The sequence below is a fragment of the Mesorhizobium sp. M1227 genome, from assembly GCF_040318315.1.
In the GTDB taxonomy this organism is placed as follows: domain Bacteria; phylum Pseudomonadota; class Alphaproteobacteria; order Rhizobiales; family Rhizobiaceae; genus Mesorhizobium.
This window is the reverse complement of sequence record NZ_JAMYLZ010000001.1, coordinates 92888-107186: the sequence shown is the minus strand read 5'-3', so window position 1 is coordinate 107186 and position 14299 is coordinate 92888. Positions and strand designations below refer to the sequence as shown.

General features: G+C 62.9%; 12 protein-coding genes. 10 read left to right on the top strand and 2 right to left on the bottom strand.

The genetic code is table 11. The features are described 5' to 3' along the window. Positions 1–57 precede the first annotated feature (57 nt). The 5 genes from NKH28_RS00535 (at position 58) to NKH28_RS00515 (ending at position 5230) form a co-directional block, all read left to right on the top strand. Complete coding sequence (locus tag NKH28_RS00535) at positions 58–1134, top strand: ABC transporter permease (RefSeq protein WP_292655972.1); 1077 nt, start codon at positions 58–60, stop codon at positions 1132–1134. Between the two features lie 2 nt (positions 1135–1136). Next, positions 1137–1904, top strand: a complete 768-nt coding sequence (locus tag NKH28_RS00530; protein ID WP_023677519.1) for an ATP-binding cassette domain-containing protein — start codon at positions 1137–1139, stop codon at positions 1902–1904. A gap of 65 nt (positions 1905–1969) precedes the next feature. After that, positions 1970–2971, top strand: a complete 1002-nt coding sequence (iolG, locus tag NKH28_RS00525; RefSeq protein WP_352977513.1) for an inositol 2-dehydrogenase — start codon at positions 1970–1972, stop codon at positions 2969–2971. 23 nt (positions 2972–2994) lie between these two features. After that, positions 2995–3789, top strand: a complete 795-nt coding sequence (locus NKH28_RS00520; protein ID WP_352977511.1) for an SDR family oxidoreductase — start codon at positions 2995–2997, stop codon at positions 3787–3789. Positions 3790–4138: 349 nt separating this feature from the next. After that, positions 4139–5230, top strand: coding sequence for a 3-deoxy-7-phosphoheptulonate synthase (locus NKH28_RS00515; RefSeq protein ID WP_352977509.1), 1092 nt, complete (start codon positions 4139–4141; stop codon positions 5228–5230). A 229-nt stretch (positions 5231–5459) separates the two neighbouring features. Here NKH28_RS00515 and NKH28_RS00510 read toward each other — a convergent pair whose 3' ends face one another. After that, positions 5460–6569: a Gfo/Idh/MocA family protein gene (locus NKH28_RS00510; protein WP_352977507.1), complete on the bottom strand. Its 1110-nt coding sequence runs from the start codon at positions 6567–6569 to the stop codon at positions 5460–5462. A gap of 153 nt (positions 6570–6722) precedes the next feature. On the opposite strand from NKH28_RS00510, the gene NKH28_RS00505 reads away from it, so the two are divergent. After that, positions 6723–7568 (top strand): MurR/RpiR family transcriptional regulator, encoded by an 846-nt coding sequence (locus tag NKH28_RS00505; protein WP_352540037.1) that lies wholly within the window; start codon positions 6723–6725, stop codon positions 7566–7568. Here NKH28_RS00505 and NKH28_RS00500 read toward each other — a convergent pair. Further along, on the bottom strand, positions 7565–8455 hold the full coding sequence (locus NKH28_RS00500) for an AraC family transcriptional regulator (RefSeq protein ID WP_352977505.1): 891 nt from the start codon (positions 8453–8455) through the stop codon (positions 7565–7567). The two genes, NKH28_RS00505 and NKH28_RS00500, sit on opposite strands and share 4 nt — an antisense overlap. A 138-nt stretch (positions 8456–8593) precedes the next feature. Between NKH28_RS00500 and NKH28_RS00495 the strand changes: the two genes are divergently transcribed. The 4 genes from NKH28_RS00495 to iolE all read left to right on the top strand — a co-directional run bounded on the left by NKH28_RS00495 (position 8594) and on the right by iolE (position 14298). After that, positions 8594–9322, top strand: coding sequence for an SDR family oxidoreductase (locus NKH28_RS00495; RefSeq protein WP_352977762.1), 729 nt, complete (start codon positions 8594–8596; stop codon positions 9320–9322). Between the two features lie 200 nt (positions 9323–9522). Further along, entirely contained in the window at positions 9523–11457 is a 1935-nt protein-coding gene (locus NKH28_RS00490; protein ID WP_352977503.1) for a bifunctional 5-dehydro-2-deoxygluconokinase/5-dehydro-2-deoxyphosphogluconate aldolase, read from the top strand. Positions 11458–11491: 34 nt separating this feature from the next. Next, complete coding sequence (iolD, locus tag NKH28_RS00485; protein ID WP_352977501.1) at positions 11492–13336, top strand: 3D-(3,5/4)-trihydroxycyclohexane-1,2-dione acylhydrolase (decyclizing); 1845 nt, start codon at positions 11492–11494, stop codon at positions 13334–13336. A gap of 44 nt (positions 13337–13380) precedes the next feature. Beyond that, a complete protein-coding gene (gene iolE, locus NKH28_RS00480) occupies positions 13381–14298 on the top strand; it encodes a myo-inosose-2 dehydratase (RefSeq protein WP_352453010.1) in 918 nt (305 codons plus the stop codon). Position 14299 lies beyond the last annotated feature (1 nt).

Here is a 14299-nt window from a genome sequence, read left to right as displayed (position 1 = left end):
TTCCCTCTCGGCCTGAACAGCGCCGAGTGGAGACCGTGGCTGACGGAGGAAGCACGATTGGCACAGACATCTCACGGCGTCGGCGGGCTCAGCTATGATGCGAAACGGCGCGCATGGCCGGCCGAATTCAACGTCTTCCTGGCGCTCGTCATCCTGGTCGGCGCTTTCGAGCTGATCGGCCGGGTTTTCCTGGGCGACAGCTTCCTTTTCAATACCCGCGACAATATCGATGCGATCTTCAACGAAGCGCGCCTGCAGATCATCATCCTGCAGGTGTCGATCGTCGGCATTATTGCCATCGGCGTGACGCAGGTGATCATTACCGGCGGCATCGACCTGTCCTCAGGTTCGATCGTCGGCGCCACGGCGATGATAGCCATGAGCTTCGCCCAGGTGGCGACCGTCAATGGCAACCCGAACCCGAAGGCGATGTTCATCGCCCAGGGCTGGACCGACCTGCCGGTGATCGTGCCCGTGCTGGTCGCGATCGGCTGCGGCCTGCTGGCCGGCCTGGTCAACGGCGCTTTGATCGCCTACACGCGCATCCCGCCGTTCATCGCCACGCTCGGCATGATGGTCACCGCGCGCGGCATCGCCAAATGGTGGTCAAAGGGGCAGCCGATCTCGTTTCCGACCGAGAGTTTCGCCGCCATCGGCAAGGGGCTGATGCCGGTCATCATTTTCATATCGCTCGCAGTGCTGTTCCAGCTGATCCTGAGTTACACCAAATATGGCAAGCACTGCTATGCGATCGGCTCCAATGAGGACGCCGCGCGCATGTCCGGCATCAACATCGCCAACCACAAGATCCTCGTCTACGTCATTGCCGGCGTCCTCGCCGCGCTCGCCGCCGTGGTGCTGAGCTCCAAGAATCTCACCGCCCAAGCCGGCATGGGTGTAATGTACGAGCTCGATGCGATCGCCATGGCGGTTATCGGCGGTGTCTCGCTGTCGGGCGGCCGCGGCTCGATCATCGGAACGGTGATCGGCTCGCTGATCTTCGGCGTGATCATCTCCGGCTTCACCTTTCTGCGCCTCGACGCCTATTATCAGGAGATGGTCAAAGGCGTGATCATCGTCGGCGCAGTCGTTCTCGACCAGTGGCGCCAACGCCTGCGGGCAATGAGGGCTTGATCATGTCGGACATCGTCCTGAAGACCGAAAACCTGACCAAGTATTATGGCGGCGTCCATGCGCTGGAGGGTGCCGACTTCGAGCTGCGCAAGGGCGAGCATGTCGCTATCATGGGCGACAACGGCGCGGGGAAATCGACCTTCGTACGCCAGATCACCGGCGTCGAGCAGCGCACCAGTGGCAGGATGTGGTTCGACGGCAAGGAAGTGAATTTTGCCGGCCCCATCGAAGCCCGCGAGGCGGGCATCGAGACGGTGTTCCAGAACCTGGCGCTCGCCGACGACCTCGACGTGCCGTCGAACCTGTTCCTCGGCCGCGAGCGGGTGCTGTTCAATCTAGGACCCTTCTCGATCCTCGATCGCAAGTTCATGCGCAAGGCGACCGAGGCAGCCTTGGTCCGCACGGCGGTCAAGATCCCCAATCTTTCCAACACCATCCGCCATATGTCGGGCGGCCAGCGCCAGTGCGTGGCAATTGCCAGAACCGCAACCTTCGCCTCCAAGCTCATCATCATGGATGAGCCGACGGCGGCACTCGGCGTGCAGGAGACGATGCAGGTCGAAAACATTATCCGCACGCTGAAGGAGAATGGTGAACCGCTGATCCTGATCTCTCACAACATGCGCCAGGTGTTCGACCTGGTCGACCGCATCGTCGTTTTCCGGCGCGGCCGCATCGTCGCCAATTTGCGCAAGCAGGACACCGACGGCAACGATATCGTCTCCTACATCACCGGCGCCAAGACCGGGCAGGCGGAACTTGCCGCGTAACGGCCAACGCCGAGCCACAGGCGCTGACGCCTCCCCTCCGAACCATCTTCAAAGGAAAATTCTTCATGCCTCTTCGCTTTGCTCTTCTCGGTGCCGGCCGTATCGGCAAGGTCCATGCTCGCGCCGTTGGTTCCAATCCGCAGGCCAGGCTGGTTGCGGTTGCCGACGCCTTCGAGAAGGCGGCGACCGATCTGGCCTCTGCCTATGGCGCCGAAGTGCGCAGCATCGATGCCATCGAGAAGGCCGGCGATATCGACGCGGTCGTCATCTGCACGCCGACCGACACTCATGCCGACCTGATCGAACGCTTCGCCAAGGCGGGCAAGGCGATTTTCTGCGAAAAGCCGATCGATCTCGACGCCGGCAGAGTGGAAGAATGCCTGGCCGTCGTCGACAAGGCCGGCGCCACCCTGATGGTCGGCTTCAACCGCCGCTTCGATCCGCATTTTGCCGCCGTGCGCAAGGCGATCGACGACGGCGCCATCGGCACTGTCGAAATGGTGACAATCACCTCGCGCGATCCCGGCCCGCCGCCGCTTGATTATATCGGCCGCTCGGGCGGCATCTTCCGCGACATGACCATTCATGATTTCGACATGGCGCGCTTCCTGCTCGGCGAGGAGCCGGTGGCGGTCAGCGCGCATGCTTCGGTGCTGGTCGACAAGAAGATCGGCGAGGCCGGCGACTTCGACAGCGTCAGCGTCATCCTCGAAACTGCCTCCGGCAAGCAATGCGTTATCTCCAACTCACGCCGCGCCACCTACGGCTACGACCAGCGCATCGAGGTGCATGGCTCGAAAGGCATGATTGCGGCCGAGAACCAGCGGCCGGTGTCGATCGAACTGGCCAATGAGAAAGGCTATACGCGGCCGCCGCTGCACGATTTCTTCATGACCCGTTATCTCGACGCTTATGCCAACGAGATCGCTGCCTTCATCGCGGCAGCGACGTCAGGCAAGAAGGCGACGCCGAGCGGCAAGGACGGGCTGGTGGCGCTCAGGCTGGCGGATGCGGCGCTGAAATCGGCCAAGGAAGGCAAGACCGTCCGCCTCGACAAAACAATCTGACTATCAAGCACAGGAGCAAGGCGATGAACGGTTCAGCCGGTCGCAATTCCGAAACACGCGCCATCGTCACCGGCGGCGCACAAGGCATCGGCTTTGCCGTCGCCGAAGCGCTGGCCGATGAGGGCTGCCGGGCGCTGGCACTGATCGGCCGCTCGCAGGAGAAGGGCGACAAGGCTGTCGCCATCCTCAAGGGGGCAGGCGTCGATGCCATCTTCATCAGCGCCGACGTCTCAAAAGTGGCCGACTGCAAGCGTGCGGTCGAAACGGCGATTGGCCATTTTGGTTCCGTCAACGCGCTGGTCAACGCCGCTGCCACCTCGGCCCGCGGCTCGCTGGTCGAGACCTCCGAGGATCTGTTCGACCAGATATTCCAGACCAATGTGCGGGGCCCGTTTTTCCTGATGCAGGGCGTGGTGGCGCATTTGCTGGCGCGCCAGGCACCGGGCTCGATCGTCAACGTGCTGTCGATGTCGGCGCATTGCGGCCAGTCGTTCCTGGCGCCCTATTCGTCGAGCAAGGGAGCGCTGGCGACACTCACCAAGAATGTCGCCAACGCCTATCGCGGCAATCGCATCCGCTGCAATGCGGTGCTGCCCGGCTGGATGGACACCGAGGGCGAGGCGATCGTGCAGAAGAAATGGCACGACGCCCCGGACGACTGGCTGGAAAGGGCCGAGGCCGCGCAGCCGATGGGCCAATTGGTGAAGCCGGCGCAGCTTGCCCGGTTGATCAGCTATATAATCAGCCCGCAGTCCGGCGTCATGACCGGGTCGCTGGTCGACTACGATCAGAGCATCGCCGGGGCGTCACCGGAATAACGCCGGCAAGTCTAGCGGAACGCCGCCCATCACTTCGTCATCCACGGGCGGAGCAAGGAGCGCAGCGACGCGGCGCAGACCCGAGGATGACGAAGTTCGGGGGGCTTCAGCCAATCGCGAATGGGCTGGAGTAAACCTCCTCCTCACCAGACACGTGACAAGCGCCTACGCTTCGACTATATGAACCGGATGATCCACCTGACCGCCTCGTTTTGGTACTTTAGCTACTCGCTGGCGGCGGGAGGATTGCGCTCGATCTGAAGATTGCAGCAACAATATCCGAACAGCCGCCAGACCTGGCGGCTTTTTTGTTTCAGCCGGCAGGTCTCCCCAATCAGGAGCATAAGCCGTGTTGACGACCACAGACGATCTTCGGGTCAAAGAAATAAGGGAACTGAGCACACCCGACGAGGTGATGCGGGAGATACCGCGCACGCTGACGGCGACGCGCACCGTTGCCGCATCACGCAATGCCATCCACGCCGTGCTGACCCGCGCCGACGACCGGCTGGTGGTTGTCGTCGGCCCCTGTTCGATCCACGACCCGGCCGCTGCCGTAGACTATGCCAGCCGTTTGGCATCGCTGCGTGAAAGCCTGTCGGACCGGCTGGAGATCGTGATGCGGGTTTATTTCGAGAAGCCGCGCACGACGGTCGGCTGGAAGGGCCTGATCAACGATCCCGACCTCGACGGCAGCTTCAACATTGACAAGGGCCTGAGGATGGCACGCAACGTGCTCTCCGCCGTCAACAATCTCGGCCTGCCGGCGGCGACGGAATTCCTCGACATGGCCACCCCGCAATATATTGCCGACCTCGTCGCCTGGGGAGCGATCGGCGCGCGCACGACCGAGAGCCAGATCCACCGCGAACTCGCATCAGGCCTGTCCTGCCCGGTCGGCTTCAAGAACGGCACCGACGGCAATTTGCGGATCGCGGCCGAGGCCGTGAAATCCGCCGCCCAGCCGCACCATTTCATGGCGGTGACGAAAGGTGGGCGCAGCGCCATCGCGACGACCACCGGCAACGAGGACTGCCACGTCATCCTGCGCGGCGGCATTGTGCCCAACTACGACGCGGCAAGCATAGCTGCTGCCTCCGCTGAGCTCGGCCGGATCGGCGTGGCACCTCGGCTAATGATCGATGTCAGTCATGCCAACAGCAACAAGAAGCCGGAAAACCAGCCGCTGGTGGCGGCTGACGTGGCGGGCCAGATCGCGGCAGGCGACGAGCGCATCATCGGCATCATGATCGAGAGCAACCTCGTCGCCGGCCGGCAGGACGTCGTGCCCGGCAAGCCGCTCCTCTATGGCCAGAGCATCACCGATGGCTGCATCGACTGGGCGACCACCGAGACCGTGCTGCACGGCCTTGCCGACGCCGTCGAGCAGCGCCGGTCGGCGCGACGCGCCACGATCGCTGGCCGTCCGGGAGCCGCCTGAGGCAGCCAATGCCGGCCCTGACCCTTCTCCCCTTGTGGGAGAAGGTGGATCGGCGCGCAGCGCCGAGCCGGATGAGGGGTGCTGGAAGAAACTCGGCGCAAAAAAATTGAGGGATTTTAAGCGTTTATTGCTTCGCTGTAGCGATCCGTCCAACACCCCTCATCCGACCGAGCTTCGCTCGGTCTCCCCTTCTCCCACAAGGGGGGAAGGGGAGACCAGCGCGGGCTTACTACCGCACCTCCATCCAGCGCTGTTCCGCGAACGAGCGCGCCATCGCGTGCACCGTGCGCTCGATCTCCAGGCCTTCGTCGAAATCGATGATCCGCGCCGGCTTGCCGGCAAGTCGCGTCAACAGTTCCCGGCATTCGATAATCTTGAGGTCATTAAAGCCGAGGCCGTGGCCGGGCGCCGGCAGGAAGGCGTCATAAGGCTTATGATGCGGCGCCACCAGGATGGTGCGATAGCCTTGCTCGGTCGGCCGGTCGGCCGTCAGATAGAGTTGGAACTCATTCATCCGCTCCTGGTCGTACAGGATCGAGCCCTTCGAGCCAAAAATCTGGATGGCGATCCGGCCTTTGCGGCCCCAGGCCGAACGGTTGACCAGCAGCGTGCCGGCGATGCCGTTTTCGAGATGCATCAGGATGCTGGCGATGTCGTAGGTCTCGACCGCGCGGCGCCCGCCCGAGGCGACGCGGCGGTCGGCATAGGGTCTGGCCATGTCGCACATGACGCGGGCAACGCGGCCGAACAGTACGGCGATGAGCGACAGCGGATGCACGGCGAAATCGTCGAGCGCGCCGTAACCGGACGCCGCCTCGTGCTTCCAGAAGAACAGCGCCTCCGGATCGGCCATGAAGTCCTCGTCCATCTCGATACGCAGATGGTTGACCTCGCCGATGATCTTCTCGTCGAGCAGCGCGCCGATATGGCGGATTGCGGGGTTCTGGATGTAGTTATAGCCGAGCGCGGCGACTTTGCCCGACTTTTGGGCCGCCGCAGCCATTGCTTGCGCCTCCGCAAAACTTGGCGCCATCGGTTTTTCACACCACAGATGCTTGCCGGCTTCGAGGATGGCGATGGCCATTTCCGGGTGGAACTGGTTCGGCGTGGTCAGCGAGATGACATCGATATCCGGGTCGTCGACGACGGCGCGCCAGTCACCGGACGCCTTGGCGAAGCCGAATTCGCTGGCACGGCGTTTGGCAAGATCCTCGTTGACCTCGCCCAGATGGACCAGCCTTGGCTTGGCCACATCGGGAAAGACGGTGCCGACCGCGTTCCAGGCAATGGCGTGGCACTTGCCCATGAAACCCGTGCCGATAAGACCTACCCCGACCATCCGCTTGCCTCCCTGTGCGCAAAATTTGTGTGGATGAATTAGTCCATTTTGTCTGCAGATGGAACGCTTGTCTCATTTTTTATGGTGTTCTTGCACAGGCCCGCTATGATGGGCCACAGAGGGAACCAGACGATGAGCCTGGGCGGAGCGACGATGGACGAACGGGTGCCGCGCGATTTCGAGACGCTGCGGGCGACGATACTGGAGCGGCGTCAGAGCCTGCCGAAACGTATCGCCCAGATCGCCGCCTATGCGCTCGACAACCCAGACGATATCGCCTTCGGCACCGCTGCCAGCATCGCCGCTTCCGCCGGTGTCCAGCCTTCGACCCTGATCCGCTTTGCCCAGCAGCTTGGTTTTGATGGTTTCACCAGCCTGCAGTTGGTGTTTCGCGAGCGCCTGCGCGAGCGCAACTCATCCTATGATGAAAGGCTGGCGGCATTGCGCGCCAAGGCCGAGGAAGGCGCCGGCCACCGCGCGATTTTCGACGGTTTTGTTGCCGCAGCCAGTACCTCGCTCAACGACATTTCGCGCACGCTGAATGAAGACCATTTCGAAGATGCGATCACCGTGCTGGCCAAGGCCGAAACCATTTACGTGCTGGCCAAGCGGCGCTCCTACCCGGTCGCCTCCTATATCGCCTATGCATTGGGCAAGCTCAAGATCCGCAACCAGCTGATCGAATCGGCCGCCGGCCTCAATGCAGAGATGATCGGCTTTGCCTCTCCAAGGGACGCCGTGATCGCCATCAGCTTTTCGCCCTATGCCCCGGCCACCATCGAGGAGGCGCGCGTCATTTCGGAGCAAGGCGTGCCGATCGTGGCGATTACCGACAGCTCCTTTTCGCCACTCGCTCAATTCGCCAGGGTCTGGTTCGAGGTCGCCGAGGCCGATTTCGCCGGCTTCCGCTCGCTGTCGGCGACGATGGCTTTGGCTATGGCGCTGACCGTCGCGGTCGGCGAGAAGCGGCGCGATAGCGGCCGCAAGCGCAAGCCTTAGATCACCTCTATTGCCGTTTCGCCTTCTGCCGAAAGCCGCGCTGCGTCGCGTGCAGGCGGCGACCCGAACTGGCGGGCATACTCCCGGCTGAACTGGGAAGCACTCACATAGCCGACGGCGAAGGCGACACGTGCGACGTTGCCCGGCTGGGCAATCAGCAGATGGCGGGCTTCCAGCAAGCGGATTTGCTTTTGATACTGGATTGGGCTCATGGCCGTTGCCGCCTTGAAGTGACGATAAAACGCAGCACTGCTCATACGGGCAATCTCGGCCAGGTCGCCGACCCGGACCGGCTGATGGGGATGCGAACGGATCCAGGCGATCGCCCGGCCAATCCGGGACAGATGGCCATCGGCGCGCGCAAGTTCACGAAGCTTTCCGCCTTGGGGGCCTTGCAGGAGCCGAAACAGCATCTCTCGCTCGATCATGGTCGCGAGCACGGGAATCTCCGCTGGCCGGTCAAGCAGCCGCATCATTCGACGCAACGCGTCGAGCAGATCGTCATCAGCGGGAGAGGTGGAGAAACTGTCGCCACTGAGGGCCGGCGCGTGCTCGACGAGGAGCGCGGCGACGGCCTGCAGGTCAAGGGTCAAGCCAATGGCCAGGTAAGGACGCGCCGTGCTCGCTTCGATTATCTGGCTGATGGTGGGCGTCTCGACAGTATAGATGAAATAGCTGGCCGGATTGTAACGAAGAGCCCGGTCGCCGATCAGAACCGTCTTCGCGCCCTGCAGTACGAATAAGATCCCCGACCCCCACACTCCTGGTATTGGCGCCGTGGCGACTTCGCTGCGGCCGATCGAAACGCGGGGAATCGCCGTTCTTGTTCTTCGCCCGCGCGCATGGCGGCTGGCGATCTCGATCAACTCCTGCAGCGCTTCGCTCATTGCGCCAGCATCGCGCATTCGCACCGGCTGCGCAACAGCGTGAGAGGATTAGGCAAGAACCGGAGAATTTCCGGCGCGCAACGCCCGCTGCCTCGCACCATTTGTGGGTCTTCCACAAGAAAAATGGAGACACCGATTATGAGAACATCGAAAAGCGCGCTGGTGACCGGCGCCAACAAGGGTATAGGCCGTGAAATCGCCCGGCGACTGGCGACCATGGGCTTCAAGGTCTGGCTCGGCGCCAGAAGCGCCGAACGCGGCATGGCGGCGGCGCAGGCATTGCGTGCCGAAGGCCTCGACGTAGAGTGGCTTGAGCTGGACGTCACGCGGGATGACAGTGTGGCGGCGGCAACCGAGGCGTTCGGGCAGGCCAGTCCCTGCCTCGACGTGCTGGTGAACAACGCCGGCGTCGCCATCAATTACGACCTGCCGCCGAGCCAGCAGCGGATCGCCGACATCCAGGCCACCTACGACGTCAATGTCTTCGGCCCGATCCGCGTGACCCAGGCATTCCTGCCGCTGCTGCTGGCAGCACCTGCTGCCCGGATCGTGATGGTGAGCAGCTCCACCGGGTCCATCGGCCGGGCGCTCGATCCCGCCACTGCGAACCACGCCGTTAACATGATGGGCTACGGCAGCTCCAAGACAGCCTTGAACGCCATCACGGTGGCCTTCGCCAGGGAGCTCGCACCGCAAGGCATCAAGGTCAACGCCGCGGCGCCCGGCTACACTGCCACCGATCTCAACGGGTATAAAGGTCACCGCACGGTGCAGCAGGCGGCCGAGATCGTCATTCACCTGGCGACCTTGGACGCCGATGGCCCGACCGCCGGGTACTTCAACGATGATGGCCCGCTTCCTTGGTAAATCAGCTGGTTTCAGTGGTAGACACTTGACGTTCGTCTGACTTCAAAGTTTCTGAACGCGCGAGCCTTGCACAGCACTTTTCAGCCTTGGGAATGCTCGTTCCATATTGACTATGGATTGGAATTATTATTTCATATTGCCGGCGCCACGCTGCCGCTCGCGCGTGTTACCCAAGACAACAAAGCCGATGGGAGGTTCGAATGGGCGAAGCCGTGGAAGCGAGACATGCGCCGCTCGACATCATCACAATCGGCCGCGCTTCCGTCGATCTCTATGGTCAGCAGATCGGCTCGCGCCTCGAGGACATTACTTCCTTTGCCAAGTCGGTCGGCGGCTGTCCGGCCAATATCGCGGTCGGTACTGCCAGGCTCGGCCTGCGCTCGGCGCTGCTCACCCGCGTCGGCAATGAGCAGATGGGCCGCTTCATCCGCGAGCAGCTGACCCGCGAGGGCGTTTCGGTCCAAGGCCTCAAGACCGATCCGGAGCGGCTGACCGCCCTGGTGCTGCTGTCGGTCGAGGATGAAGGCGTCTCGCCGATGATCTTCTATCGCAGCGATTGCGCCGACATGGCGCTTTCGAAAGACGATATCGATGAGGCGTTTATCGCTTCGGCACGCGCGGTCGTCGTCACCGGCACGCATTTTTCACGGCCCAACAGCGACGCCGCCCAGCGCAAGGCGATCCGTGTCATGAAAGCCAAGGGCGGCAAGGTGGTGTTCGACATCGACTACCGCCCCAACCTCTGGGGTCTCGCCGGCCACGCCGAAGGCTTCGAGCGCTATGTGAAATCCGACCGCGTCTCGGCGCAGTTGAAGACGGTGCTGCCCGATTGCGATCTCATCGTCGGCACCGAAGAGGAAATCATGATCGCCTCGGGCGCAGACGATTGCCTGAGCGCGCTGAAAACCATCCGCTCGCTGTCGGCGGCAACCATCGTGCTGAAACGCGGCGCCATGGGCTGCATCGTCTATGACGGGCCGATCAGCGACGACCTCGAGGACGGTATCGTCGGCAAGGGATTTCCAATCGAGGTCTACAATGTGCTCGGCGCCGGCGACGCCTTCATGTCGGGCTTCCTGCGCGGCTGGCTCGGCGAGGAAGGCTTGGCGACGGCGGCGACCTGGGCCAATGCCTGCGGCGCCTTTGCCGTGTCGCGGCTCCTCTGCGCACCGGAATACCCGACTTTCGAGGAATTGCAGTTCTTCCTGAAAAACGGCAGCAAGCATCTGGCGCTGCGCAAGGACGAGGCGATCAATCACATCCATTGGGCGACCACGCGCCGGCGCGACATCCCCTCGCTGATGGCGTTCGCCTGCGACCACCGCGTCCAGCTGGAGGATGTCGCGGCAAAAGCCGGCGCCGATCCGTCGCGAATCCCGGCTTTCAAGGTGCTGACGGTCAAGGCTGCGGCCAAGGTCGCGGCTGGCCGCGCCGGCTACGGCATGCTGCTCGACGAAAAATACGGACGCGAGGCGATGTTCGAATTCGCCCACCATTCCTTCGCCTGGCTCGGCCGGCCGGTCGAGTTGCCGAGTTCGCGGCCGCTTCGCTTCGAGTTCTCGCAAGACATAGGTTCGCAACTGACCGAATGGCCGGTCGACCACTGCATCAAGTGCCTGTGCTTCTATCATCCCGACGATCCCGCGGCGCTGAAGAGCGAACAGCAGCAGAAACTGCGCGCTTTGTTCGAGGCCGCGCGGAAAATGGGCAGAGAACTTCTGGTCGAGATCATCGCCGGCAAGCACGGCAGGCTCGACGACATGACCATCCCGCGCGCGCTCGAGGAACTCTACGCACTCGGCATCAAGCCCGATTGGTGGAAGCTCGAACCGCAGGCATCGGCCGGCGCATGGGCAAAGATCGAGGCGGTGATCCTGAAGCACGATCCGTGGTGCCGCGGGATTGTGCTGCTTGGCCTGGAAGCGCCGCAGGACGAGCTGGAAGCGGCCTTCGCCGCCACCGCCAAGGCGCCTATCGTCAAGGGCTTCGCTGTCGGCCGCACCATCTTCATTAACGCGGCCGAACAATGGCTTGCCGGCAAGATGTCGGACGAGGAGGCGGTGGCCGACATGGCATCTCGCTTCGAGAGACTGACCGAGGCATGGCTTGCGGCGCGCGGTCGCAAAGCAGCATAAGAAGGCGCGACATAAGCACTGCGGAGGAACCGACATGACCAAGACAATCCGCCTGACGATGGCGCAGGCGCTGACCCGCTTTCTTGCCCGACAGATGACCGAGATGCACGGCAAGAAAGTGCCGATCTTCGGCGGCGTCTGGGCGATCTTCGGCCACGGCAATGTCGCCGGCGTCGGCGAGGCGCTCTACCAGGTTCGCGACGAACTGCCGACCTTCCGTGCCCATAACGAGCAGGCAATGGCGCATGCGGCGATCGCCTACGCCAAGGCCAATTTCCGCCGCCGCTTCATGGCCGCGACCAGTTCGATCGGCCCCGGCGCGCTCAACATGGTGACCGCTGCGGCGCTTGCGCATGTAAACAGGTTGCCTGTCCTGTTTCTGCCCGGCGACGTCTTCGCCAATCGCATTCCCGATCCCGTCCTGCAGCAGGCCGAGGATTTTTCCGACGGCACGGCGACGGTCAATGACTGCCTCCGCCCGGTGTCGCGCTATTTCGACCGCATCACGCGGCCGGAGCAGATCATGCCGGCGCTCAATCGCGCCATGCAGGTGCTGACCGATCCCGCCGAATGCGGCCCGGTGACGCTGGCGCTGTGCCAGGACGTGCAGGCCGAGGCCTATGACTACCCCGAGAGTTTCTTTGCCGAGCGACTCTGGACGCCGCGACGGCAGCGCCCGGACCGCAACGAACTGGCGGCCGCAGTCGCGGTACTCAAAGCGGCGAAAAAGCCGCTGATCATCGCCGGCGGCGGCGTACTCTATTCGCAGGCGTCCGAGGAGCTGGCAAAACTGGTGCAAGGCGCCGGCATTCCAGTTTGTGAGACGCAAGGCGGCAAATCCTCGCTCCCGGACGATCATCCGTTGAACATGGGCGCGGTCGGCGTTACCGGCACTTCGGCGGCCAACAGGCTGGCCGAAGAGGCCGACGTCGTGCTTGCCGTCGGCACCAGACTGCAGGATTTCACCACCGGCTCCTGGGCATTGTTCAAGCATGCCGGCAGGACCATCATCGGGCTCAACGTGCAGCCTTTTGACGCCGGAAAGCACCAGGCGCTGCCGCTGGTCGCCGATGCGGCGGAAGGGCTCGCCGAACTCGCTGCGGCGCTGAAAGGCTGGAAAGCCCCTTCAGGCTGGACCGACAATGCGATCGCGGGCAAGAAGAACTGGCAAGCGGATGCCGACAAGGTGACGGCGTCGACCAATGCCGCCTATCCGTCCGACGCGCAAGTGATCGGCGCAGTACAGCGCGCCATGGGCTCCGGCGTGGTACTGCTTCATGCCGCCGGCGGCTTGCCCGGCGAATTGCACAAGCTATGGCAGGCGGGCGCGCCCGGCTCCTACCACGCAGAATACGGCTTCTCGACAATGGGCTATGAAATCGCCGGCGGGCTTGGCGTCAAGATGGCCAAGCCGGACGAAGAGGTCGTGGTCATGATCGGCGACGGCTCTTACCTGATGCTCAATTCCGAGATCGCGACCTCGGTGATGCTCGGCCTCAAGCTGACCATCGTGCTGCTCGACAACCGCGGCTATGGCTGTATCAACCGGTTGCAGATGGCGACCGGCGGCGCCAACTTCAACAATCTGCTGAAGGACGCCCGTCACGAAACCTTGCCCGAGATCGACTTCGCCGCACACGCTGCGAGCATGGGTGCGATTGCCGAAAAAGTGCCGTCGGTCGCCGGGCTGGAAACGGCGCTGGCGCAAGCGAAGAAGAACACGCGAACGACGGTGCTGGTCATCGACACCGACCCGCTGGTTTCGACCGAGGCCGGTGGAAGCTGGTGGGATGTCGCAGTGCCGGAAGTCTCGGCACGGCCGCAAGTGAATGCGGCGCGCAAGAAATATGAGGAAGCGCTGAGCGGGCGGGTTCTTTAGCCATCCGCGAACGCGCCTCGAATGTCTGAAACTGGAGTGACGACTTGAAAGCCAAACTGGGCATGTCCCCCATTGCATGGTGGAACGACGATCTCGCCGAACTCAGCGATGATGTGTCGCTGGAGGAGTGCCTGCGCCAGTCGCGCTCGGCTGGCTTTACCGGAATGGAAATGGGCCGCCGCTTTCCCAACGATCCGCAAATCATGCTGCCGATCCTGAAAGAGGCCGACGTGACGCTTTGCGGCGGCTGGTTCTCGGGGACGCTGGTCGACGAAGACATGGCGAAGAACAAGGATCGTATCCAGCCGATGATCGACCTGTTCAAGGCGGTGAACGCGCCATGCATCGTCTATGGTGAAGTCGGCCGCTCCATCCAGGGCGACCGCTCGAAGCCGCTCGCCAGCAAGCCCAGGCTTTCGGACGAGGAAATGAAAGCCTACGCCCGGCGGCTCACGCAGTTCGGCGAATGGTGTGCAGAGCAAGGCATGCCGCTCTCCTACCATCATCATATGGCGGCAGTAGTTGAGACCGAGCCAGAGCTAGATGCCTTCATGCGTTACTCGGGAGAAGGCATTCCATTGCTGCTCGACGCGGGTCACCTGGCCTTTGCCGGCGGCGATGTGCTGCGCGCTATTGATAACCACCACCCGCGCATCAACCATGTGCATGTGAAAGATGTGCGCATGGAGGTGATCGCGGGACTGGATCGCGAGAAGCAATCGTTCCTCGACGCGGTGGCACTTGGCGCCTTCACCGTGCCGGGAGATGGCTCGCTGGATTTTGGCGCCATCGTCCAGAGGCTCGCCGACCATGGCTATGAGGGCTGGTTCGTGGTCGAGGCCGAGCAGGATCCGAAGAAGAACCCGCCGCTCAAGATGGCGCAGGTCGGCTACAAGGAATTGATGCGGGCTATGACGGCGGCCGGCTATACGGTGGAGACACAGGGCTTTCCCAATGCTTGAG